Raw genomic sequence first — 23,137 nt, 5'->3', positions numbered from 1 at the left:
TCGGACGCGTGCGTGGTGTGAGACGCACGGCGCTGTACGTCTCGTCGTCCCTGTCGACGGTAGTGGTTACCGGAGGGTCGGTGGGGACGTACCGGGGACGGGTGTCGGGCGCGGCGGGGTCACCGGGGTCGTGACGGGGCGTGGAGACGCTGTCGGGGGGCACCCGGGAAAGAGGGCCGGTCTTGAACGTAGACATACGCGCGAGTAGTTAACAAAGTGCCGGATTGCCCACCCGATACGGATGGGAAGGCTCCTCCGGTACACCCCACAGCACGTCACGCAGGACCCACCTCCCCATATTCATCCGCCCACACCCACGTTGACGCGGACAGGAGCGGTCATGCCCGCCACGCACCACTCGTCAGCACCACCGACAACCAGCACAGCCGGCAAGAAGACCTCGGGCAGGAAGGCCGGGGAGCCGGCGGAGGACCTCCACGACCCCGGCCCGCCCCGGCAGCGCCCGGCCCGCGCGCCGGCCGGTCCGACGGCCGTCGGGCGCATCCCCGTCCTCGACGTGCGCCCCGTGGTCCAGCGCGGGCGCCGGCCCGCCAAGGCCGTGACCGGCGAGGCGTTCGAGGTGTCGGCCACCGTGTTCCGCGAGGGACACGACGCCGTCGCCGCGAACGTCGTGCTGCGCGATCCGGAGGGCCGGCCGGGCCCCTGGACCCCGATGCGCGAACTCGCCCCGGGCACCGACCGATGGGGCGCCACCGTCACGGCGGGCGAGCCCGGCCACTGGACCTACACGGTGGAGGCCTGGTCGGACCCGGTCGGCACCTGGCGGCACCACGCGCAGATCAAGATCCCGGCGGGGATCGACACGGACCTGGTCCTGGAGGAGGGCGCACGGCTGTACGAACGGGCCGCCGCCGGCGTGCCGGAGGAACGGCGCCGGGCCGTCCTCGACGCCGTCACGGCGCTCCGGGACGAGAGCCGCCCGCCCGCCTGGCGGCTGGCGGCGGCGCTGTCTCCCGGGGTGGAGGCGGTGCTGACGCGGTATCCGGTGCGGGACCTGGTGACCGCGTCGGAGCCGATGCCGCTGCTGGTGGAGCGGGAGCGGGCGCTGTACGGGTCGTGGTACGAGTTCTTCCCGCGTTCGGAGGGGACGGCGGAGCGGCCGCACGGCACGTTCCGCAGTGCCGAGCGGCGGCTGGAGGCGATCGCGGAGATGGGCTTCGACGTGGTCTACCTGCCGCCGGTCCATCCGATCGGCACGACGTTCCGCAAGGGCCCGAACAACACCCTGACCGCGGGCCCGCAGGACGTCGGGGTTCCCTGGGCGATCGGCTCCCCGGAGGGCGGCCACGACGCCGTCCACCCCGACCTGGGCACGCTGGAGGACTTCGGTCACTTCGTCGGCCGCGCCCGGGAACTGGGCCTGGAGGTCGCCCTCGACTTCGCCCTGCAGTGCTCGCCGGACCACCCGTGGGTGCACAAGCACCCGGAGTGGTTCCACCACCGGCCCGACGGGACGATCGCCTACGCGGAGAACCCGCCGAAGAAGTACCAGGACATCTACCCCATCGCCTTCGACCGGGACATGGACGGCCTGGTCGCCGAGACGGTCCGGGTCCTGCGGCACTGGATGGACCAGGGCGTGCGGATCTTCCGGGTGGACAACCCGCACACCAAGCCGGTCGTGTTCTGGGAGCGGGTGATCGGCGAGATCAACCGCGCCGACCCGGACGTGATCTTCCTCGCCGAGGCGTTCACCCGGCCCGCGATGATGCACACCCTGGCCCAGATCGGTTTCCAGCAGTCGTACACGTACTTCACCTGGCGCAACACCAAGCAGGAGCTGACGGAGTACCTGACCGAGCTGTCGGGCGAGGCGGCGGCCTGGATGCGGCCGAACTTCTTCACCAACACCCCCGACATCCTGCACGGTTACCTCCAGGACGGCGGCCGGCCCGCCTTCGAGGTCCGCGCCGTCCTCGCCGCGACCCTCTCCCCCTCCTGGGGTGTCTACAGCGGCTACGAACTGTGCGAGAACACCCCGCTCAGGGAAGGCAGCGAGGAGTACCTCGACTCCGAGAAGTACCAGCTCAAACCCCGCGACTGGGAAGCCGCCGCACGCGAGGGCCGCACCATCGCCCCCCTCATCACCCGCCTCAACGCCATCCGCCGCGCGAACCCGGCCCTGCGGCAGTTGCGCGACCTCCACTTCCACCACGCCGACAAGGACGCGGTGATCGCCTACTCGAAGCGGAGCGGATCGAACACGGTTCTGGTGGTCGCCAACCTCGACCCCCACCACACCCAGGAAGCCACGGTCTCGTTGGACATGCCGCAACTCGGCCTGGAATGGCACGAGTCGACGCCGGTGCGCGACCTGCTGACCGGCGACACCTATCACTGGGGCAGGGCCAACTATGTGCGCCTCGGTCCGGGCGGCGCGCACGTGCTGGCCGTCGGCCGGGATTCCGGGGACCGTCCACCGGGTGAGCACAGCCGGGTCCTGCGACCGTCCACCCCGCTGATCGGAGGGTCACCCACAATATGATCGTCAACGAGCCCGTCCCGGACACCTTCGAGGACACTCCCGCCAAGGACCGGCATCCGGATTGGTTCAAGAGCGCCGTCTTCTACGAGGTCCTGGTCCGCTCCTTCCAGGACAGCAACGGCGACGGCATCGGAGACCTCAAGGGCCTGACCGCCAAGCTCGACTACCTCCAGTGGCTCGGCGTCGACTGCCTCTGGCTGCCGCCCTTCTTCAAGTCCCCCCTGCGGGACGGCGGTTACGACGTCTCCGACTACACCGCCGTACTGCCCGAGTTCGGCGACCTGGCCGACTTCGTGGAGTTCGTCGACGCGGCGCACCAGCGCGGCATGCGCGTCATCATCGACTTCGTCATGAACCACACCAGCGACCAGCACCCGTGGTTCCAGGAGTCGAGGAGGGACCCCGACGGCCCGTACGGCGACTACTACGTCTGGGCCGACGACGACAAGCAGTTCCAGGACGCCCGGATCATCTTCGTCGACACCGAGGCCTCCAACTGGACGTACGACCCCGTACGCAAGCAGTACTACTGGCACCGCTTCTTCTCGCACCAGCCGGACCTGAACTACGAGAACCCGGCCGTGCAGGAGGAGATGATCTCCGCGCTGAAGTTCTGGCTGGACCTCGGCATCGACGGGTTCCGGCTGGACGCGGTGCCGTACCTGTACCAGCAGGAGGGCACCAACTGCGAGAACCTGCCGGCGACGCACCAGTTCCTGAAGCGGGTCCGCAAGGAGATCGACGCCCAGTACCCCGACACCGTGCTGCTCGCCGAGGCCAACCAGTGGCCCGAGGACGTCGTCGACTACTTCGGCGACTTCACCTCCGGCGGCGACGAGTGCCACATGGCCTTCCACTTCCCCGTCATGCCGCGCATCTTCATGGCCGTGCGCCGCGAGTCCCGCTACCCGGTCTCCGAGATCCTCGCCAAGACCCCGGCCATCCCGTCGAACTGCCAGTGGGGCATCTTCCTGCGCAACCACGACGAACTGACCCTGGAGATGGTCACCGACGAGGAACGCGACTACATGTGGGCGGAGTACGCCAAGGACCCCCGCATGCGCGCCAACATCGGCATCCGCCGCCGGCTCGCGCCGCTGCTCGACAACGACCGCAACCAGATCGAACTGTTCACCGCGCTGCTGCTGTCCCTGCCCGGAAGCCCGATCCTGTACTACGGCGACGAGATCGGCATGGGCGACAACATCTGGCTCGGCGACCGCGACGCCGTCCGCACCCCCATGCAGTGGACCCCCGACCGCAACGCCGGCTTCTCCTCCTCCGACCCCGGGCGCCTCTTCCTGCCCACGATCATGGACCCGGTCTACGGCTACCAGGTCACCAACGTCGAGGCGTCCATGTCGTCGCCCTCGTCGCTGCTGCACTTCACCCGCCGCATGATCGAGATCCGCAAGCAGAACCCCGCGTTCGGACTCGGCTCCTACACCGAACTGCAGTCCTCGAACCCGGCGGTGATCGCCTTCCTGCGCGAGTACGAGGACGACCTCGTGCTGTGTGTGCACAACTTCTCGCGGTTCGCGCAGCCCACGGAACTGGACCTCAGGCAGTTCACCGGGCGCCATCCGGTCGAGCTGTTCGGCGGGGTGCGGTTCCCGGCCATCGGTGAACTGCCGTACCTGCTGACCCTCGCGGGCCACGGCTTCTACTGGTTCCGGCTGCGCCGGGAAGCGGCGTAGTGCCCGCCGGGTGGGGCGGCCGGCGGTTTCCGCCGCCCCACCCGGGGCACGCAACACTCACACCCCGACGACCCGGGGAAAGGAACGCGACGCCCATGGCGGAAACCGTCACCACCTTCGGCACGGACCGGACCACCGGTCACCTGCTCACGTCACTCGACCCGCTGCTGCGCGAGTGGCTGCCCCGGCAGCGCTGGTTCGCGGGCAAGGGACGTCCGGTCACCGGGTTCACCCAGGTGGCCGTCACCGAACTGCTGCCCCCGGACGGCCGGCTGGGCCTGTACCACCTGCTGCTGCGCGTGCACCAGCCGCCCGTGCTGGGCGCGCCCCCGCACCCCGGCGACTGCTACCAGTTGCTGATAGGCGTGCGCGAGGCGCTGCCGCCCCGGCTGGCGCCCGCGCTGATCGGGCACGTGGAACAGGGGCCGCTCGCCGGACGCACGGTGTACGAGGCCCTGTACGACCCCCGGCCCGCCGAGGTGCTCCTGGAGGCCCTGCGCACCCGGGCGCGCATCGGCGGGCTGCGGTTCGAACGGGCCCCGGACCAGGAGATCCGGGACGGCCTCGTACCGCGGCTGATGACAGCCGAGCAGTCCAACTCGTCTGTCGTGTACGGCGATACGTTTATTCTGAAGCTGCTGCGCCGGGTGGTCCCCGGGATCAACCCCGACCTTGAGCTACCGCTCGCCCTGGCCCGCGAGGGGTGCGCCCGGGTGCCCGCGCCGGCGGCGTGGCTGCTCGCCGGCCCGGACCCGGAGCCGTACGTCCTGGCCGTGCTCCAGCCCTTCGTGAGCGGCGCTGACGACGGCTGGGAACTGGCCCTGCGCGAACTGGCCAAGGGCGAGGACTTCGTCGCCGAGGCACGGGCGCTGGGCCGGGCGACCGCCGAGGTGCACACCGCGCTGGCGCGTGCCCTGCCGGCCGTCACCCTGGGCCAGGCCCAGCTCCGGCTGCTGGTGGACGGCATGACCGAGCGGCTGGAGGCGGCGGTGCGGGCGGTGCCGGCGCTGCTGCCGTACGAGCGCGGGCTGCGATCCGCCTTCGAGGCGCTGCGGGACCTGGCCGCCGAGGGGCACTCCTGGACCGCCCAGCGCGTCCACGGCGACCTGCACCTCGGCCAGTGCCTGCGCTCACCGTCCGGCGCCTGGTCGCTGATCGACTTCGAGGGCGAGCCGGCCCGTCCGCTGGCCGAGCGGCGCATGCCGCAGCCTCCGGTGCGGGACATCGCCGGAATGCTGCGCTCCTTCGACTACGCCGCCCACTCGGTGAATCCGCCCGCGCCGGACTGGGCCCGGCACTGCCGGTCCGCCTACTGCTCCGGGTACGCGGAGGTCGCGGGCCGCGATCCGCGTACCGATCCGGTGCTGCTGCGCGCCTACGAGATCGACAAGGCCGTCTACGAAGTCGTCTACGAGGCCCGTCACCGCCCCGACTGGCTGCCCGTGCCGCTCGCGGCGGTCCGCCGCCTCGCCACGTCCGACCCGACCCTCGCCCGGGAGAACCGTCCGTGACGTCCAAGAAGTCAGCCACCCCGAAGAACAAGTCAGGCAAGAGCAAGACGGACAAGAGCAAGACCGACAAGAGCAAGACCGACAGCAGCAAGGCCGACCGGAGCGGGGCCGAGGAGCCCAGGAGCGACCGGGCCGCGATCCCGGCCGCCCGCAGGCCCGAGCCGCCGGCCCGGCCGGATCCCGTGGAGGTGGCGGTCTCCCCCGCGATCGACGCCGGCGACCGGGCGCGGCTGCTGGACGGCACGCACCACGCCCCGCACTCCGTGCTCGGCGCGCACCCGGCCGGGGGCGAAGTCGCCTTCCGGACCTTCCGTCCCTACGCCCAGGCGGTCACCGTGGTCTCCGGGGACCTGCGGGCGGAGCTGCACGACGACGGCGACGGCTTCTTCTCCGGGCTGCTCCCGCTCACCGAAGTCCCCGCCTACCGGCTGCTCGTGACGTACGACGGCACCGTCCACGAGACGGAGGACGCCTACCGGTTCCTGCCCACACTGGGCGAGCTGGACCTGCACCTGATCGGCGAGGGCCGGCACGAACAGCTCTGGCGGGCGCTCGGCGCGCACGTCACGACGCACCAGGGGGTGACGGGCACCCGGTTCGCGGTGTGGGCGCCGAACGCGCTCGGCGTACGGGTCGCCGGCACCTTCAACTTCTGGGACGCCGACGCCTTCCCGATGCGCTCGCTCGGCTCCTCGGGCATCTGGGAGCTGTTCGTGCCGGGCGTCGGCGAGGGCGAGCTGTACAAGTTCGAGATAACCCGCCCGGACGGCTCCCGCACCCTGCGCGCCGACCCGCTGGCCCGGCGCACCGAGGTACCGCCGGCGACCTCCTCCGTCGTGCACGCCTCGCACCACGAGTGGGGCGACGCCGAGTGGCTGGCCCGGCGCGCGGACACCCCCGTCGAGAAGGCGCCGTTCTCGGTGTACGAGGTGCACCTGCCCTCCTGGCGGCCGGGCCTGACCTACCGGCAGCTCGCCGAGCAGCTCCCCGCCTATGTGACGGAGATGGGCTTCACGCACGTGGAGCTGATGCCGGTCGCGGAGCACCCGTTCGGCGGTTCCTGGGGCTACCAGGTCACCGGCTTCTACGCGCCGACGGCACGGCTCGGCACCCCGGACGACTTCAAGTACCTGGTGGACCGGCTCCACCAGGCGGGCGTCGGCGTCCTGATGGACTGGGTCCCGGCGCACTTCCCGCGCGACGCGTGGGCGCTGGCCGAGTTCGACGGGCGGCCGCTGTACGAGCACCACGACCCGATGCGCGCGGCCCACCCCGACTGGGGCACCCTCGAGTTCGACTTCGGCCGGCGCGAGGTGCGCAACTTCCTCGTGGCGAACGCGGTGTACTGGTGCGAGGAGTTCCACATCGACGGGCTCCGGGTGGACGCCGTCGCCTCCATGCTCTACCTGGACTACTCACGCGAGCCCGGCCAGTGGACCCCGAACGAGCACGGCGGCCGGGAGAACCTGGACGCGGTCGCCTTCCTGCAGGAGATGAACGCGACCGTCTACCGGCGCTGCCCGGGCGTGGTGACCATCGCCGAGGAGTCGACGGCCTGGGACGGCGTCACCCGTCCCACCCACCACCGCGGCCCGAGCGGCTTGGGCGGCCTGGGCTTCGGGCTGAAGTGGAACATGGGCTGGATGCACGACTCGCTGCAGTACATGAGCCACGAGCCGGTGCACCGCATCTACCACCACGGCGAGATGACCTTCTCGATGGTGTACGCGTACAGCGAGAACTACGTGCTGCCCATCTCCCACGACGAGGTCGTGCACGGCAAGCGGTCGCTGGTGTCGAAGATGCCGGGCGACTGGTGGCAGCAGCGCGCGAACCTGCGCGCCTACCTCGGCTTCATGTGGGCGCATCCGGGCAAGCAGCTGCTCTTCATGGGCCAGGAGTTCGCCCAGGGCGCCGAGTGGTCCGAGGCGCACGGCCCGGACTGGTGGCTGCTCGACCCGGCCTACGGCGCCGAGGCCGACCACCGGGGCGTGCGGGACCTGGTGCGGGACCTGAACGCCGTTTACCGGGCCACGCCGGCCCTGTGGCAGCGGGACACCGATCCGGCCGGCTTCCGGTGGATCACCGGTGACGCGGCGGAGGACAACGTCTTCGCGTTCCTGCGCCACGACGCCGAGGGGAACCCGCTGCTCGCGGTGTCCCATCTGGCGCCGGTGGTGCGGCACGACTACCGGATCGGTGTGCCGGAGGACGTTCCGGCGTGGGTGGAGGTGCTGAACAGCGACGCCGGACGGTACGGCGGCAGCGACGTCGTCAACCCGGACGCGGTGAAGCCGGAGCCGCAGGCCTGGCACGGGCAGCCGGCGAGCATCCGGCTGACGCTGCCGCCCCTGGCGACGGTGTGGCTGCGGCCGGCGTAGGCCGTCCCGGTCCCCTCCCCGCCCCCCTGGGGGCTCGGCACCGCCGGAGGAACCGATGCGGATCGACTCCTCCGGCGGGCCGGTCACGCCTTCAGCGCCGCCGGCAGGTCGCCGGTGTGGAGAACGCCGAGGCGCTGGGTGGCACGGGTGAGGGCCACGTAGAGGTCGCTCGTGCCGTAGCGGGCCGGTTCCACGACCAGGACCGCGTCGAATTCCAGGCCCTTGGACTGGCGGGGGTCGAGGAGGACGACGGTGCGGGTCAGGTCGGGTTCCGCGCCGGCCGTCACCCCGTCGAGCCGGGCGGCCAGCGCCCGGTGCAGGTCGCGCGGTGCGATGACCGCGAGCCGGCCCTCTTCGGGGGTGAGTTCGGCGACCGCCTCGGCGACCGCGCCGGGCAGGTCGCCTTCCGCGTCCCGCACCCAGGGCCGCACGCCCGTCGAGCGCACCGAACTCGGCGGTTCGAAGTCCGGGTGCTCGGCGCGCACCACGGCCGCCGCCAGTTCCATGATCTCGGCCGGGGTGCGGTAGTTGACGCCCAGCCGGGTGTGTTCCCAGCGGTCCTCGACGTAGGGCGTGAGGATGTCCGCCCAGGAGCCGACGCCGGCCGCCTCCGCGGTCTGGGCGGGATCGCCCACCAGGGTCATCGAGCGGGTCGGGCTGCGGCGCATCAGCAGCCGCCAGGCCATCGGCGACAGCTCCTGCGCCTCGTCGACGATGATGTGGCCGAAGGCCCAGGTCCGGTCGGCAGCGGCCCGCTCGGCGGCGCTGCGGTGGTCGGCCTCCTCGTGCCGCTCGGCGAACCGCTCCGCGTCGATGATGTCGTGGGCGGACAGGACCTCGCTGGCGTCCGGGTCACTGTCCTCCTTGTCCTCGAACTCGTAGGTGCGCGAGGCGTAGGAGACGTCGAGCACGCCCTGGGCGTAGGCGATCTGGGTCTCCCGTTCGCGTTCGGCACGGGCCCTGGCGATCCGGTCGTCCTCGCCGAGGAGTTCGGCCGCCTCGTCGAGGAGGGGCACGTCGGCGACGGTCCAGGCCCGGGTCTGCGGGCGGCGGACCGCGTCGGCGTCGGCGGGCGGCAGGTAGCCGTCGGGCTCGGCGAGGAAGTCGGCCACCAGGCGCCGCGGGGTGATGCGGGGCCACAACCGGTCGACGGCGGACCAGACCTCGGGGTTCTCGGCGAGTTCGTCGCGGATCTGGGTGATGTCGGCGGGGTCCAGCAGACTGCTGCCGTCGTACGGGTCGGTGCCCACCCGCTCGGCGTACAGCTCGGTGAGCGTGTTGAGGATGTGGCCCTCGAAGTACTCACGGGCCGTGTTGTGGGGCAGCCCGGCGGCGCGGGTGCGCTCACGGGCGACGGCCACGAGCCCGTCGTCCAGCATCAGCACCTCGCGCTCGTGCTCGACGGCGATGACCGGGTCGGGCAGGGCCTGCCGGTCGCGTACGACGGCGGCGAGCACGTCGGCCATGCCGGCCCGGCCCTTCACGGCGGCCGCCTCGGGTGTGTCCGCCGCCGTGGCCCGCACCCCGGGGAACAGCTCGCCGACCGTGGCCAGCAGTACGCCGGTCTCGCCGAGGGAGGGCAGCACCTCCCCGATGTAGCCGAGGAAGGCGGGGTTGGGCCCGACGATGAGCACGGCGCGGCGGGCCAGCAGTTCCCGGTGCTCGTAGAGCAGGTAGGCGGCCCGGTGCAGCGCCACGGCGGTCTTGCCGGTGCCGGGACCGCCCTCGACCACCAGCACCCCGCGGTGCGGGGCCCGGATGATCTCGTCCTGCTCGGCCTGGATGGTCTGCACGATGTCGCTCATCCGGCCGGTGCGCGCCGAGTTGAGCGCGGCGAGCAGGACGGCGTCGCCGCTGGGGTCCTCGTGGCCGGTGCGGGTGGCGTCGCCGAGGTCGAGGATCTCGTCGTGCAGCGAGGTCACGGTCCGGCCCTCGGTGGTGAGGTGCCGGCGGCGGCGCAGCCCCATCGGGGTGTGGCCGGTGGCCAGGTAGAACGGGCGGGCCACGTCGGCCCGCCAGTCGATGAGGACCGGGGTGCGCTCGGCGTCGTCCTCGCGCAGCCCGATCCGGCCGATGTGGTGGCTGACACCGGAGGTCAGGTCGATCCGGCCGAAGCAGAGCGAACCGTCGACCGCGTTCAGCGCGGCGAGCAGCCCGGAGCGCTCGGCGACCAGGATGTCCCGTTCCAGCCGGGCCTGCATGGGCTTGTCGCCCTGCGCGAGCGCGTCCGCGACCGAGGTCTCGGCCTCGCCGCGCAGCACGTCGACGCGCGCGCACAGTCCGTCGATGAATTCCTGCTCGCGCCGCAATTCACCGTCTGGAAATTCGGTGTTTGACAATTCCGCTCCCGCCCGGATATACTCTGCTCAGTAAACTTCTTCGCGCCCTTGTTCCATTGAAGTCGCGAACCACTGAATATACGCAGAGAAATCCCCCGAGCGCAATTGCTCAGGGGATTTTTTGGTGTGCGGGGCCCGCTTTCAGAGCACGTCGGCCAGTTCCTCCAGCAGCCGCCTGCGGGACCGCGCCCCCACCATCGCCTTCACCGGCTCGCCGTTGCGGAACACCATGAACGTCGGCATCGACAGCACCTTGTAGGCGTTCGTGGTCCCGGGGTTGGTGTCCACGTCGAGCTGCACCACCTTCAGCCGGCCGTGCTGCTCGGCGGCCAGGTCGCTGAGCACCGGCCCCATCTGGCGGCACGGCGGACACCAGTCCGCGGTGAACTCCACCAGCACCGGCAGATCCGCCCGCAGCACCTCCGCCCCGAAGTCCGCGTCCCCCACCTCGGCCACACCCGCTGCCCTGGTCATCTCTCTCGCCCTCCCAGTTCGCACAGGGGTTCCGGACCGCCCGGAACCAGCGATTCGGCGGCCAGTGCCTCCCGGGCGCGCTCGGCCCGCTCCAGTTGCCCGGCGACCGTCGCCCGCACCGCCGTGAGCTGCCCGACGAGGGCGTCGAGCTCGTCCAGCTTGCGCCGGTAGACCAGCAGGGACGCCGGGCAGGAGTCGCCCTGCGGATGCCCGGCCCGCAGGCACTCCACGAACGGCCTCGTCTCCTCCAGCTCGAACCCGCAGTCGCGCAGGATCCGGATCTGGTGCAGCAGCCTGAGGTCGTCCTCGTCGTAGGTGCGGTGTCCCTTGTCGTCGCGCCGGGCGGGCAGCAGTCCCCGCGTCTCGTAGTACCGCAGGGCGCGGGTGGTGGTCCCGGCCCGTGCGGCCAGCTCGCCGATTCGCATGCGTACGACGGTAGGCGTTGACGTCGGCGTCAAGGCAAGGACGCGGAAGCCGGGCGGCCGGGTCACAGGGGAACCCGGCCGCCCGGCGCGAGCCGGACGCCCGGCCCGGGTTCAGGCGGGGCCGCGCGTCCGGAGCCTTCGGATCAGGCCCTGGCCAGCTCCTTCTCCTCGCCCTCGCGGGACTCGGGCAGCCCGGTCACGGACTGCGTCTCGTCCAGCAGCGTCGTCTCGTCGAACGGGATCTCACCGGCCAGCACCTGCCGCACCCGGCCGTTGTCGATCTCCTTGGTCCAGGTGCCGATCAGCACGGTGGCCACGGCGTTGCCGGCGAAGTTGGTCAGGGCGCGGGCCTCGCTCATGAAGCGGTCGATGCCGACGATCAGGCCGACGCCGTCGACCAGCGCGGGCTTGTGCGACTGCAGGCCGCCGGCCAGCGTGGCCAGGCCCGCGCCGCTGACGCCCGCGGCGCCCTTGGAGGCCAGCAGCAGGAAGAGCAGCAGCGGGATCTGCTCGCCGACCGACATCGGGGTGCCCAGGGCGTCGGCGATGTACAGCGACGCCATGGTCATGTAGATCATCGTGCCGTCGAGGTTGAAGGAGTAGCCGGTCGGCACGGTGATGCCGACGACCGGCTTGCTGACGCCCAGGTGCTCCATCTTCGCGATGAGCCGCGGCAGCGCGGACTCGGAGGAGGAGGTGGACAGGATCAGCAGGAACTCCCGGGCGAGGTACTTGCACAGGGAGAGGATGTTCACGCCGGCGGCGATCCGCAGTACCGCGCCGAGCACGACGAACACGAACAGGAAGCAGGTCACGTAGAAGCCGAGCATCAGCACGGCGAGGCTCTTCAGCGCGTCCAGGCCGGCCGAGCCGACGACCGCCGCGATGGCGCCGAAGGCCCCGATGGGCGCGGCCCACATGACCATGGACAGGATGCGGAAGACCAGCCGCTGGATGTGCTCGACGCCGCGCAGCACCGGCTGCCCGGCCGAGCCCATGGCCTGCAGCGCGAAACCGGCGAGCAGGGCGATCAGCAGGGTCTGCAGCACCTGGCCCTCGGTGAAGGCGGACACGAAGGTGACCGGGATGATCGACAGCACGAAGTCGACGGGCGGCAGCGCGTCGCTGGAGACCTGGGCGTGCCCGGTCTGCTTGAGCGCGTCGGTCAGGTGCAGTCCGTCCCCGGGGTGCAGCACGTTGCCGACGACGAGTCCGATGGCGAGTGCGACCAGCGACATCACCAGGAAGTAGCCGAGCGCGATACCGCCGACGGCGCCGACCTTCGCGGCCTTGCGCACGGAGCCGATGCCCAGCACGATCGTGCAGAAGATGATCGGCGAGATCATCATCTTGATCAGGTTCACGAAACCGGTGCCCAGCGGCTTCAGCTCGACCGCGGCATCGGGCCAGATCAGTCCCACGGCGATACCGAGTGCGACCGCCACGATGACGGCTATGTACAGGTAATGGGTCCGGTCCCGCTTGGCGCGGGGTGCGGCAGGTGCCGTATCGGGGGTGCTGGCGGCCACGGCTGCCCTCCTTGACGTCTTCGTCGGCATCACCGGCGTGCGGCTCACGTCCGGGGTGGGGATGCCGTGACTATCTCCCGCCCTGTGAGAGCGGTCACCCTTCCGTTCATTTAGTTCACACCTGAAGGGAGAGGCACACTGCAGGCATGCGCTTTCCGTCCCTGCCCCGGCCCCGGCCCCGCAGCCTGGCGACCCAGCTGTTCGCCGTGCAGGCGGTGCTGATCGCGGTGGTGGTGGCCGGGTACGCGCTGTTCACCTACCTCAGCGACGGCCGGCAGGCGGAGGACGCGGCGGCCCGGCACGCGACCGCCGTGGCCCGCTCGATAGCGGACTCCCCCTCGGTCCGCTCGGCGATCCACACCCCCGACCCGACCGCGGAGCTGCAGCCCTACGCGGTGCGGGTGATGCGGGACACGAACGTCGACTTCGTGACGATCATGAACCCCTCCGGCATCCGCTGGACGCATCCCGACGAGCGGCAGATAGGCCGGCACTTCTGGGGCCGGACCGGCCCCGCGCGGCACGGCCGCACCTTCACCGAGACCTACACCGGCACCCTCGGCGCGTCCGTACGCGCGGTGACCCCGGTGGAGGAGAACGGCCGGGTCATCGGGCTGGTGAGCGCGGGCATCAAGGTCGAGGCGATCAGCGCCCGGGTCCAGGAGCAGGTCACCGCCCTGCTGGGGGTGGCCGGCGGGACCCTGCTGCTGGGCGCGGTGGGCACCTATGTGATCAACGCCCGGCTGCGCCGTCACACCCACGGCATGAACGCCACCGAGCTGAGCCGGATGCACGACTACCACCAGGCGGCCCTGCACGCGGTGCGCGAGGGGCTGCTGATGCTGGACGGGCAGTACCGGGTGGCGCTGATCAACGACGGAGGCCGTGAGCTGCTGGGGGTGGGCGGCGCCGGTGACGCGGACCTGATCGGGTGCTCGGTGGCCGACCTGGGGCTGCCTGTTCCGCTGACCGGGGCGCTGCTGTCCTCGCAGCCGCGGGTGGACGAGGTGCACCTGACGGCGTCCCGGGTGCTGGTGGTGAACACCTCACCGGTCTCGGGCGGCGAGCGCCGGGGCACCGTGGTGACGCTGCGCGACGTGACCGAGCTCCAGTCCCTGATGGGCGAGCTGGACTCGGAGCGCGGCTTCACGCAGGCGCTGCGGTCGCAGGCGCACGAGGCGGCGAACCGCCTGCACACGGTCGTCTCGCTGATCGAGCTGGGCCGTGCCGAGGAGGCGGTGGAGTTCGCGACGGCCGAACTGGAGCTGGCGCAGGCGCTGACCGACCAGGTGGTCGCGGCGGTGAGCGAGCCGGTGCTGGCCGCGCTGCTGCTGGGCAAGACGGCGCAGGCGAACGAGCGGGGCGTGGAGCTGGTGGTGTCGGCGGACAGCCGGCTGGACGACGGGCTGCTGCCCGAGGGCCTGTCCGCGCGGGACCTGGTGACCATCCTCGGCAACCTCATCGACAACGCGGTGGACGCCGCGCAGGGCAGCACCGGGGCACGGGTCACGGTGACGGCGTACGCGGCGGGCTCCGAGCTGGTGCTGCGGGTCTCGGACACGGGGGCCGGTGTCGACCCGGCCCACGCGGACCTGGTATTCCAGCGGGGGTACTCGACGAAACCGGCGGGTCCCGGCGGACGGGGCCTGGGCCTGGCCCTGGTCCGGCAGGCGGTCACGCGTCACGAGGGCGCGCTGGCGGTGGCGGAGGCCGAGGAGGGCGGCGCGGTGTTCGAGGTGCGGTTGCCGTTGCGCACGGCGGTGGGTGGCGGCAGATGACCGGGGAGCGGCAGGCGATCCGGGTCCTCGTGGTGGAGGACGATCCGGTCGCCGCCGACGCGCATGTGATGTACGTCGGGCGGGTGCCGGGGTTCGTCGCGGTCGGGAAGGCGCACACCGGGGCGGAGGCACGCCGGTTCCTGGACCGGGCGGCGGTGGACCTGCTGCTGCTGGACCTGCACCTGCCCGACGTGCACGGGCTGCAGCTCGCCCGGTCCCTGCGGGCGGCGGGGCACCACGCGGACGTCATAGCGGTGACGTCGGCGCGGGATCTGGCCGTGGTCCGCGAGGGCGTCTCGCTGGGCGTCGTGCAGTACGTCCTGAAGCCGTTCACCTTCGCCACGCTGCGCGACCGGCTGGTGCGCTACGCCGAGTTCCACGCCGCGGTGGGCGAGGCCAGCGGGCAGGACGAGGTGGACCGGGCCCTGGCCGTGCTGCGCGCGCCGTCCCCCGCCGCGCTGCCTAAGGGCCTGAGCGGCCCCACCCTGGAGCGGGTGACCGGCGCCCTGCGGGAGGCCCCGGAGGGTCTGGCGGCGACCGGCGTCGCCGAGGCCGTGGGCATCTCGCGGATCACCGCCCGCCGCTACCTGGAGCACCTGGTCGACGCCGGAAGGGCCGAGCGACACCCGGTCTACGGCCAGGTGGGCCGACCGGAACTGGTCTACCGCTGGACCCCGGGCACCCCGGCCCGCTGACCTGCGGCCCCGGTCACGACCTCTCCCCCACGTCCCCTGCCACCCTGACGCCGGGCGCCCCGGCGGCCGCCGTCCCGCCGCCAGGGGCCCCGGCCGCTCCGCCTCCGTGGTCCGGCGTCCCGCCGGCCCCGGGCGCGGCGCCCGGCACCCCGGCGGCCCCTGCCGCGTCGCCCGCCGTCCCGGCGCCCGGCGCCCCCGCGGGTCCCGGGCCCGGCCCGCCGGAAGCCCCCGTGTCTCCCGTCCCGAACGGCACCGCGTACTGGACGATGTAGACGCCGAGCCCGGTCACCGAGGCGGCCTCCAGGACGGACAGGGCCGCCAGTCCCGCCGAGACGTCGTCGCCGACCCAGTAGACGATCAGCGCGCTCAGCGGCACCACGCAGAAGGCCAGCAGGTCGACCACGCACTGGGCGGCCTTGCGGGACACCCGTCGCGCGTCGCCCCGGTGGGCGATCTCCCAGCGGAAGACCTCCGAGTCCCGCACCCGGACCGTCGCGGCGAGCCGGGGCCCCAGCTCCTCGCGCACATAGGCCCCGATGGCCGAGATCTTCTGGTCGTTGACCAGGTACGTCCAGCCCAGCACGACGCACACCGGCGGCAGCGCCAGCAGCATCGCGGTCTGCCTGGCCTGCGCGGCGGCCGCGATCACGGCGGCCACGACGGTCAGCGTGACGTAGAGCAGATTGTCCCGGAACCCGATGCGGGTCTTCTGCTCGTCCTTGATCGTCTGGTACTCGGCGAGCAGCAACTGCCCCACGCCGATGTCTGGTTCGGCCATGTGCGCCCCTTCCCCCTGCAACACGGGGAGAGTCTGCCTCAGCCGGGGCCCGCTATTCCGCTCTCACCGCACTTCCGCGCACTTCCGCCGGAGTTCGCGCTCGCAGACCGGCCGGCGGACAGGGCCGCCTCTCCTGCCCCGTCCGCCGAACGTCCAAATCCGCGCCCTCGCACAGCCGGTGATCCTGGTGGAACCCACCGTGGTCAGCGGCACTCCGCGGCCTTAGCTTGTGCCGGGTGCGCCCACTCCCGTCCCGACCCGATTCCGCCGGCCCCCCGTTCGACGCCCAGGCCGCCCGCAGGCTGCGGGCGGCCCTCGGCATGGGTCCCGAGCACGTCGCCCACACCCTGCGCGTCTCGTACGGGCTGCCGTACGTGACACCCGGCCTCGTGGTCGCCTGGGAACGCGGCACGGCCGCCCCGGGCGGTGCCGAGCTCAGCGCGCTCGCCGGGGTGTTGTGGTGCTCCCCGGGAGAACTCATCAGCCGCCCGCGGACCCTGCGGGAGCACCGCGTCGCCCGCGGGATCGCGCCCGAGGACGTCGCCCACGCGGTCGGCATGGATCTGCGCGGGTACCTGCGCACGGAGGAGAGCGGGCAGTGGCGCGGCGACGAACGCCGGTCGGCCGCCCTCGCCCGGGTGCTGGAGCTCGCCCCGCCCGACTTCGTCGCCGTCACGGGCCGCGAGGCGCCTCTCGCCGGCCTGCTGCGCGGCGCGGTGACGACCCGCTGGCAGGCCCAGGTGCGGCCGGTGACGAGGCTGGTGCCCCTTGGATCAGGGCGTGGTGGAGGAGGCGCTGCGGGAGCTGCACCAGGACTACCAGGGGCGCATGGCCGCCACCCTCGGCTGGGGCGGCGGCGGCAGCGGCGCCGGCGAGTCCGGCCGGGAGTTCCTCGACCGGATCGTGGACAACTTCTGGGCGGCGGTGGAGTCCGGGAGCCGCTGAGCAGGGGGCCGGGAGGGCCTAGAAGACCGACTCCGCCTCGTCCATGCGGTCCTTCGGGACCGTCTTCAGCTCGGTGACGGCCTCCGCGAGCGGAACCATCACGATGTCGGTGCCGCGCAGCGCGGTCATCCGGCCGAACTCCCCGCGGTGCGCGGCCTCGACGGCGTGCCAGCCGAAGCGCGTGGCGAGGACCCGGTCGTAGGCGGTGGGCACGCCGCCGCGCTGGACGTGGCCGAGGATGACCGGCTTGGCCTCCTTGCCGAGCCGCCGCTCCAGCTCGTAGGCGAGCGCGGTGCCGATGCCCTGGAAGCGCTCGTGTCCGTACTGGTCGATCTCGCCCTTGCCGTAGTCCATGCTGCCCTCGGCGGGGTGCGCGCCCTCGGCGACGCAGATCACCGCGAACTTCTTGCCGCGGGCGAAGCGTTCCTCGACCATCTTGACCAGGTCGGCCGGGTCGAAGGGGCGTTCCGGCAGGCAGATCCCGTGGGCGCCGGCGGCCATGCCGGACTCCAGGGCGATCCAGCCGGCGTGCCGGCCCATGACCTCGACGACCATCACGCGCTGGTGGGACTCGGCCGTGGTCTTCAGGCGGTCCATGGCCTCCGTGGCCACGCCGACGGCGGTGTCGAAGCCGAAGGTGCGGTCGGTGGAGGAGATGTCGTTGTCGATCGTCTTCGGCACGCCGACCACCGGCAGACCGGCGTCGGACAGCATCCGGGCCGCCGTCAGCGTGCCCTCGCCGCCGATCGGGATCAGCGCGTCGATGCCGAACTCCTCGACCATGTCGGCGGCGCCCTCGCAGGCCTCGCGCAGCCGGTCGCGCTGGAGCCGGGAGGAGCCGAGGATGGTGCCGCCGCGAGCGAGGATGCCGCTGACCGCGTCCAGGTCGAGCGAGCGGTAGTGGCGGTCGAGCAGGCCCCGGTAGCCGTCCTCGAAGCCGATGACCTCGTCGCCGTACTGCGCCACCGCCCGGTGCACGATCGACCGGATCACGGCGTTCAGGCCGGGGCAGTCGCCGCCTGCGGTGAGAACTCCGATGCGCATCGTGCTGTGTCTCCTGCTCGCTGTCGGTGCCTGTGAGCCAATCCCGATTGTTTCACGTCCGCCGACCGGGTGATGTCTTGATGGGCGCCTTAACCCTCCCCGGGGGTATTGTCAAGAGGATTCCGCCCAGCCGGGCGGGCGATTTTTGTGCCACGGAAGAGACCGGCGGAACGACGAGACGGAAGAACGGAGTGCACACGTGACGCGCAGCGTGTACGTGACCGGCATCGACCGCGGCGACGGCCGCCAGGTGGTCGAACTGGGGGTCATGGAGCTGCTGACCCGGCAGGTGGACCGGGTGGGCGTGTTCCGGCCACTCGTCCACGACGGCCCCGACCGCATGTTCGAGCTGCTGCGGTCGCGCTACCGGCTCTCGCAGGACCCGGCCACCGTCTACGGCATGGACTACGTCGAGGCGTCCGCGCTCCAGGCCGAGCAGGGCACCGACGAACTGGTCTCCACCCTGGTCGACCGCTTCCACCTGGTGGCCCGTGACTACGACGTCGTCCTGGTCCTCGGCACCGACTTCGCCGCCACCCAGCTCCCCGACGAACTCTCCCTGAACGCCCGCCTGGCCAACGAGTTCGGCGCGTCCGTGCTCCCGGTGGTGGGCGGCCGCGGGCAGCCCGCCGACTCGGTGCGCGCGGAGATCCGCAACGCGTTCCGGGCGTACGACGGGCTCGGCTGCGACGTGCTCGCCATGGTCGCCAACCGGGTGGACCGCGAGGACCGCGACGAGATCGCGAGGCGGCTCACGGACCGGCTTCCGGTGCCCGTGTACGTGCTGCCCGACGAGCCCGCGCTGTCCGCGCCCACGGTCGCGCAGATCGCCCAGGCCCTCGACGCCCGGGTGCTGCTCGGCGACGACTCCGGGCTGGCCCGGGACGCGCTGGACTTCGTCTTCGGCGGCGCGATGCTGCCCAACCTCCTCACCGCGCTGACCCCGGGCTGCCTGGTCGTGACCCCGGGCGACCGCGCCGACCTGGTCGTCGGCTCGCTGGCCGCGCACAGCGCAGGGACCCCGCCGATAGCCGGGGTGCTGCTCACCCTGAACGAGGTGCCGAGCGAGGAGATCCTCACGCTGGCCGCCCGGCTCGCCCCGGGCACCCCGGTGATCTGCGTGCCCGGCAACAGCTTCCCCACCGCCGAGCGGCTCTTCTCCATGGAGGGGAAGATGACCGCGGCCACCCCGCGCAAGGCGGAGACCGCGCTCGGCCTGTTCGAGCGGTACGCGGACAGCGCGGACCTCGCGCGCCGCGTCTCCGCCCCGAGCAGCGACCGGGTGACCCCGATGATGTTCGAGCACAAGCTCCTGGAGCAGGCCCGCGCGGACCGGCGCCGGGTCGTGCTGCCGGAGGGGTCCGAGGAGCGGGTGCTGCACGCGGCCGAGGTGCTGCTGCGCCGGGGCGTGTGCGACCTGACCCTGCTCGGCCCGGCCGACACGATCCGCAAGAAGGCCGCCGACCTGGGCATAGACCTGGGCGACAGCCAGGTGATCGACCCGGCCACCTCCGAGCTGCGCGACGCGTTCGCCGAGCGGTACGCCCAGTTGCGCGCCCACCGCGGCGTGACCGTGGAGCTGGCCTACGACGTCGTGTCGGACGTGAACTACTTCGGCACCCTGATGGTGCAGGAGGGCCTGGCCGACGGCATGGTGTCCGGCTCGGTGCACTCCACCGCCGCCACCATCCGGCCGGCGTTCGAGATCATCAAGACGAAACCGGATTCCTCGATCGTCTCCTCCGTCTTCTTCATGTGCCTCGCCGACAAGGTGCTGGTCTACGGCGACTGCGCGGTCAACCCCGACCCGAACGCCGAGCAGCTCGCGGACATCGCCGTCGAGTCGGCGGTCACCGCCGCGCGGTTCGGGGTGGAGCCGAGGATCGCGATGCTGTCGTACTCCACGGGCACCTCCGGCTCGGGCGCCGACGTGGACAAGGTGCGCCAGGCCACCGAGCTGGCGCGGGCGCGGCGCCCCGACCTGAAGATCGAGGGGCCCATCCAGTACGACGCGGCCGTGGAGCCCTCCGTGGCCGCCACCAAACTGCCCGGCTCCGAGGTCGCCGGGCAGGCCACCGTGCTGATCTTCCCGGACCTGAACACCGGCAACAACACCTACAAGGCCGTGCAGCGCTCGGCCGGCGCCGTCGCGGTCGGCCCGGTGCTGCAGGGCCTGCGCAAGCCGGTCAACGACCTGTCCCGGGGCGCGCTCGTCCAGGACATCGTCAACACCGTCGCCATCACGGCGATCCAGGCCCAGACCCCCAGCGAGAAGGCGGCCGAGCTGTGACCACCCCGACCCGAGTCCTCGTCCTCAACTCCGGCTCCTCGTCGGTGAAGTACCAGCTCCTGGACATGCGGGACAGCAGCCGGCTGGCGGCGGGGCTGGTCGAGCGGATCGGCGAGCAGACCTCGCGGCTGGAGCACACCTGCGTCATGAGCGGCGAGACCCGGGAGCAGAACGGGCCGATCGCCGACCACGACGCGGCGCTGAAGGCCGTGGCAGAGGAGCTGTCCCGGGACGGCGTGGGCCTGGACTCGCCCGAGCTGGCCGCGGTCGGGCACCGCGTGGTGCACGGCGGCATGTTCTTCACCGAGCCGACCCTGATCGACGACGCGGTGCTCACCGAGATCGAGCGGCTGATCCCGGTCGCGCCGCTGCACAACCCGGCCAACCTCACCGGCATCCGCACCGCGACGGCGCTGCGCCCGGACCTGCCCCAGGTCGCGGTCTTCGACACCGCATTCCACACGACGATGCCGGAGTCCGCGGCGCGCTACGCGATCGACCCGAGGATCGCGGACCGGCATCGCATCCGCCGCTACGGGTTCCACGGCACCTCGCACGCCTACGTCTCCCGCCGGACCGCGCGGCTGCTGGGCAAGGACCCCTCGGAGGTGAACGTCATCGTGCTGCACCTGGGCAACGGCGCCTCCGCGTCCGCCGTCGAGAAGGGCCGCTGTGTGGACACCTCGATGGGGCTCACGCCTTTGGAGGGGCTGGTGATGGGTACGCGATCCGGTGATCTGGATCCGGCGGTCATCTTCCATTTGGCCCGCGTCGGCGGAATGTCCATGGACGAGATCGACGGTCTTCTCAACAAGAGGAGCGGTCTGTTCGGTCTGTGCGGGGACAATGACATGCGGGAGATCCGCCGCCGGGTCGACGAGGGCGACGAAGAGGCCGCCCTCGCCTTCGACATTTACATTCACCGGCTCAAGAAGTACATCGGCGCCTATTTCGCGGTGCTCGGCCGGGTGGACGCGGTGGCGTTCACGGCCGGGGTGGGCGAGAACGCGGCGGCGGTGCGCGAGGCGGCCATCGCCGGACTCGAACCGCTGGGCCTGGCGGTCGACGGCGGGCTGAACGCGTCGCGCGGCCGGGAACCGCGGCTGATCTCGCCCGCGTCCGCCCGGGTGGCGGTCGCGGTGGTGCCGACCGACGAGGAACTGGAGATCGCGACGCAGACCTACGAACTGGTCGGAAAGAAGAGCTGAGCAATACACCGGAGTAACACGCCTGAGCGCATGACCGCCCATTTGTATCTTCCGCCAGACGGAATATTCCGCAGCGAAACAAACCGATAGGATCGCCCCATGCGCCGTTCGAAAATCGTCTGTACTCTCGGCCCCGCGGTCGACTCCCACGAGATGCTCGTCGCCATGATCGAGGCGGGTATGAACGTGGCCCGCTTCAACTTCAGCCACGGCTCCCACGCCGAGCACCAGGCGCGGTACGACCGCGTCCGGGCCGCGTCCAAGGAGACCGGCCGGGCCATCGGCGTCCTCGCCGACCTGCAGGGCCCGAAGATCCGCCTGGAGACCTTCGCCGAGGGCCCGGTCGAACTCGAGCGGGGTGACGAGTTCGTCATCACCACCGAGGACGTCCCGGGCGACAAGCACATCTGCGGGACGACCTACAAGGGCCTGCCGGGCGACGTCTCGCGCGGCGACCAGATCCTGATCAACGACGGCAACGTCGAGCTGAAGGTCCTGGACGTCGAGGGCCCCCGGGTGCGGACGATCGTCATCGAGGGCGGCGTGGTCTCCGACCACAAGGGCATCAACCTGCCCGGCACCGCGGTGAACGTGCCCGCGCTGTCCGAGAAGGACGTCGACGACCTGCGCTTCGCCCTCCGCATGGGCTGCGACATGGTCGCCCTCTCCTTCGTCCGGGACGCCAAGGACGTGCACGACGTGCACCGGGTGATGGACGAGGAGGGCCGCCGGGTCCCGGTGATCGCCAAGGTGGAGAAGCCGCAGGCGGTCGAGAACATGACGGACGTCGTGATGGCGTTCGACGGCGTGATGGTGGCCCGCGGCGACCTGGCCGTCGAGTACCCGCTCGAGAAGGTCCCGATGGTGCAGAAGCGCCTGATCGAGCTGTGCCGGCGCAACGCCAAGCCGGTGATCGTGGCGACCCAGATGATGGAGTCGATGATCACCAACTCCCGCCCGACCCGCGCCGAGGCCTCCGACGTGGCCAACGCGATCCTGGACGGCGCGGACGCGGTCATGCTGTCGGCGGAGTCCTCGGTGGGCGCCTACCCGGTCGAGACGGTCAAGACGATGTCGAAGATCGTCAAAGCGGCCGAGGAGGAACTGCTCTCCAAGGGCCTGCAGCCGCTCGTCCCCGGCAAGAAGCCGCGCACGCAGGGCGGCTCGGTCGCCCGTGCCGCCGCCGAGATCGCCGACTTCCTCGGCGGCAAGGGCCTGATCGCCTTCACCAAGTCCGGTGACACCGCCCGCCGGCTGTCCCGCTACCGCGCGGCCCAGCCGATCCTGGCCTTCACCACCGACGAGGGCACCCGCAACCAGCTCACCCTGAGCTGGGGCGTGGAGTCCCACATCGTGCCCTTCGTCAACAGCACCGACGAGATGGTCGACATGGTGGACCAGGAGCTGGCCAAGCTCCACCGCTTCAACCCCGGTGACACGGTGATCATCACCGCCGGCTCGCCCCCCGGCGTCCCCGGCACCACCAACATGGTCCGGGTGCACCACCTGGGCGGCTAGGTCGACTGACGACCCGCCC

General features: G+C 71.7%; 14 protein-coding genes and 2 pseudogenes. 10 read left to right on the top strand and 6 right to left on the bottom strand.

Annotated elements, in window-relative coordinates; all coding sequences use genetic code 11:
• Nucleotides 1-340 precede the first annotated feature (340 nt).
• The 4 genes from ACFQ9Z_RS21280 (at nucleotide 341) to glgB (ending at nucleotide 8,095) form a co-directional block, all read left to right on the top strand.
• Nucleotides 341-2,506, top strand: coding sequence for an alpha-1,4-glucan--maltose-1-phosphate maltosyltransferase (locus ACFQ9Z_RS21280; protein WP_383020402.1), 2,166 nt, complete (start codon nucleotides 341-343; stop codon nucleotides 2,504-2,506).
• Nucleotides 2,503-4,203 carry a maltose alpha-D-glucosyltransferase gene (gene treS / locus ACFQ9Z_RS21275; RefSeq protein WP_383020399.1) on the top strand — a complete coding sequence of 567 codons (1,701 nt, stop codon included), beginning with the start codon at nucleotides 2,503-2,505 and terminating at the stop codon, nucleotides 4,201-4,203. The genes ACFQ9Z_RS21280 and treS overlap by 4 nt, the downstream gene beginning before the upstream one ends.
• A 95-nt stretch (nucleotides 4,204-4,298) precedes the next feature.
• Nucleotides 4,299-5,714: a phosphotransferase gene (locus ACFQ9Z_RS21270; protein ID WP_383020395.1), complete on the top strand. Its 1,416-nt coding sequence runs from the start codon at nucleotides 4,299-4,301 to the stop codon at nucleotides 5,712-5,714.
• Nucleotides 5,711-8,095, top strand: coding sequence for a 1,4-alpha-glucan branching enzyme (glgB, locus tag ACFQ9Z_RS21265; RefSeq protein WP_383020391.1), 2,385 nt, complete (start codon nucleotides 5,711-5,713; stop codon nucleotides 8,093-8,095). Before ACFQ9Z_RS21270 ends, glgB begins: the two co-directional genes overlap by 4 nt.
• A gap of 83 nt (nucleotides 8,096-8,178) precedes the next feature.
• Here the strand turns inward: glgB and ACFQ9Z_RS21260 are convergent, their stop codons facing one another.
• From ACFQ9Z_RS21260 to ACFQ9Z_RS21245, 4 genes are all read right to left on the bottom strand, one after another.
• On the bottom strand, nucleotides 8,179-10,404 hold the full coding sequence (locus ACFQ9Z_RS21260; protein ID WP_383021363.1) for a HelD family protein: 2,226 nt from the start codon (nucleotides 10,402-10,404) through the stop codon (nucleotides 8,179-8,181).
• A gap of 171 nt (nucleotides 10,405-10,575) precedes the next feature.
• Entirely contained in the window at nucleotides 10,576-10,908 is a 333-nt protein-coding gene (locus tag ACFQ9Z_RS21255) for a thioredoxin family protein (RefSeq protein ID WP_383020385.1), read from the bottom strand.
• A complete protein-coding gene (locus ACFQ9Z_RS21250; RefSeq protein WP_383020382.1) occupies nucleotides 10,905-11,333 on the bottom strand; it encodes a MerR family transcriptional regulator in 429 nt (142 codons plus the stop codon). The genes ACFQ9Z_RS21255 and ACFQ9Z_RS21250 overlap by 4 nt, the downstream gene beginning before the upstream one ends.
• Nucleotides 11,334-11,476: 143 nt before the next feature.
• Nucleotides 11,477-12,892, bottom strand: coding sequence for a cation:dicarboxylate symporter family transporter (locus tag ACFQ9Z_RS21245; RefSeq protein WP_383021360.1), 1,416 nt, complete (start codon nucleotides 12,890-12,892; stop codon nucleotides 11,477-11,479).
• 116 nt (nucleotides 12,893-13,008) lie between these two features.
• Here ACFQ9Z_RS21245 and ACFQ9Z_RS21240 point away from each other — a divergent pair, with 116 nt between their 5' ends.
• Together ACFQ9Z_RS21240 and ACFQ9Z_RS21235 are read left to right on the top strand one after the other, a co-directional pair.
• Nucleotides 13,009-14,640 (top strand): ATP-binding protein, encoded by a 1,632-nt coding sequence (locus ACFQ9Z_RS21240; RefSeq protein ID WP_383020379.1) that lies wholly within the window; start codon nucleotides 13,009-13,011, stop codon nucleotides 14,638-14,640.
• Complete coding sequence (locus tag ACFQ9Z_RS21235) at nucleotides 14,637-15,335, top strand: response regulator (RefSeq protein ID WP_383020375.1); 699 nt, start codon at nucleotides 14,637-14,639, stop codon at nucleotides 15,333-15,335. Before ACFQ9Z_RS21240 ends, ACFQ9Z_RS21235 begins: the two co-directional genes overlap by 4 nt.
• Before the next feature lie 238 nt (nucleotides 15,336-15,573).
• On the opposite strand, the pseudogene ACFQ9Z_RS21230 reads toward ACFQ9Z_RS21235, so the two are convergent.
• Nucleotides 15,574-16,113 (bottom strand): annotated as a pseudogene (locus ACFQ9Z_RS21230) (hypothetical protein); the annotation flags it as partial.
• A gap of 320 nt (nucleotides 16,114-16,433) precedes the next feature.
• Here ACFQ9Z_RS21230 and ACFQ9Z_RS21225 point away from each other — a divergent pair.
• Nucleotides 16,434-17,058, top strand: a pseudogene (locus ACFQ9Z_RS21225) (helix-turn-helix domain-containing protein).
• Between the two features lie 18 nt (nucleotides 17,059-17,076).
• Here the strand turns inward: ACFQ9Z_RS21225 and ACFQ9Z_RS21220 are convergent.
• Complete coding sequence (locus ACFQ9Z_RS21220; RefSeq protein ID WP_383020372.1) at nucleotides 17,077-18,102, bottom strand: ATP-dependent 6-phosphofructokinase; 1,026 nt, start codon at nucleotides 18,100-18,102, stop codon at nucleotides 17,077-17,079.
• A 199-nt stretch (nucleotides 18,103-18,301) separates the two neighbouring features.
• Between ACFQ9Z_RS21220 and pta the strand changes: the two genes are divergently transcribed.
• The 3 genes from pta (at nucleotide 18,302) to pyk (ending at nucleotide 23,118) form a co-directional block, all read left to right on the top strand.
• On the top strand, nucleotides 18,302-20,392 hold the full coding sequence (gene pta, locus ACFQ9Z_RS21215) for a phosphate acetyltransferase (protein WP_383020366.1): 2,091 nt from the start codon (nucleotides 18,302-18,304) through the stop codon (nucleotides 20,390-20,392).
• Nucleotides 20,389-21,600: an acetate kinase gene (locus ACFQ9Z_RS21210; protein ID WP_383020362.1), complete on the top strand. Its 1,212-nt coding sequence runs from the start codon at nucleotides 20,389-20,391 to the stop codon at nucleotides 21,598-21,600. Before pta ends, ACFQ9Z_RS21210 begins: the two co-directional genes overlap by 4 nt.
• Before the next feature lie 99 nt (nucleotides 21,601-21,699).
• Complete coding sequence (pyk, locus tag ACFQ9Z_RS21205; protein ID WP_383020358.1) at nucleotides 21,700-23,118, top strand: pyruvate kinase; 1,419 nt, start codon at nucleotides 21,700-21,702, stop codon at nucleotides 23,116-23,118.
• The last annotated feature ends 19 nt before the right edge of the window (nucleotides 23,119-23,137 follow it).

Source organism: Streptomyces sp. NPDC056580 (assembly GCF_042793175.1).
Lineage (GTDB): Bacteria > Actinomycetota > Actinomycetes > Streptomycetales > Streptomycetaceae > Streptomyces.
This window is presented reverse-complemented; position numbering and strand designations above follow the sequence as displayed.

Bases quoted from the DNA above. Each gene is read 5' to 3' on its own strand.
- ACFQ9Z_RS21280 (WP_383020402.1), top strand. From the start codon at position 341: ATGCCCGCCACGCACCACTCGTCAGCACCACCGACAACCAGCACAGCC.
- treS (WP_383020399.1), top strand. From the start codon at position 2,503: ATGATCGTCAACGAGCCCGTCCCGGACACCTTCGAGGACACTCCCGCC.
- ACFQ9Z_RS21270 (WP_383020395.1), top strand. From the start codon at position 4,299: ATGGCGGAAACCGTCACCACCTTCGGCACGGACCGGACCACCGGTCAC.
- ACFQ9Z_RS21255 (WP_383020385.1), bottom strand. From the start codon at position 10,908: ATGACCAGGGCAGCGGGTGTGGCCGAGGTGGGGGACGCGGACTTCGGG.
- ACFQ9Z_RS21250 (WP_383020382.1), bottom strand. From the start codon at position 11,333: ATGCGAATCGGCGAGCTGGCCGCACGGGCCGGGACCACCACCCGCGCC.
- ACFQ9Z_RS21245 (WP_383021360.1), bottom strand. From the start codon at position 12,892: ATGCCGACGAAGACGTCAAGGAGGGCAGCCGTGGCCGCCAGCACCCCC.
- ACFQ9Z_RS21240 (WP_383020379.1), top strand. From the start codon at position 13,009: ATGCGCTTTCCGTCCCTGCCCCGGCCCCGGCCCCGCAGCCTGGCGACC.
- ACFQ9Z_RS21235 (WP_383020375.1), top strand. From the start codon at position 14,637: ATGACCGGGGAGCGGCAGGCGATCCGGGTCCTCGTGGTGGAGGACGAT.
- ACFQ9Z_RS21220 (WP_383020372.1), bottom strand. From the start codon at position 18,102: ATGCGCATCGGAGTTCTCACCGCAGGCGGCGACTGCCCCGGCCTGAAC.
- pyk (WP_383020358.1), top strand. From the start codon at position 21,700: ATGCGCCGTTCGAAAATCGTCTGTACTCTCGGCCCCGCGGTCGACTCC.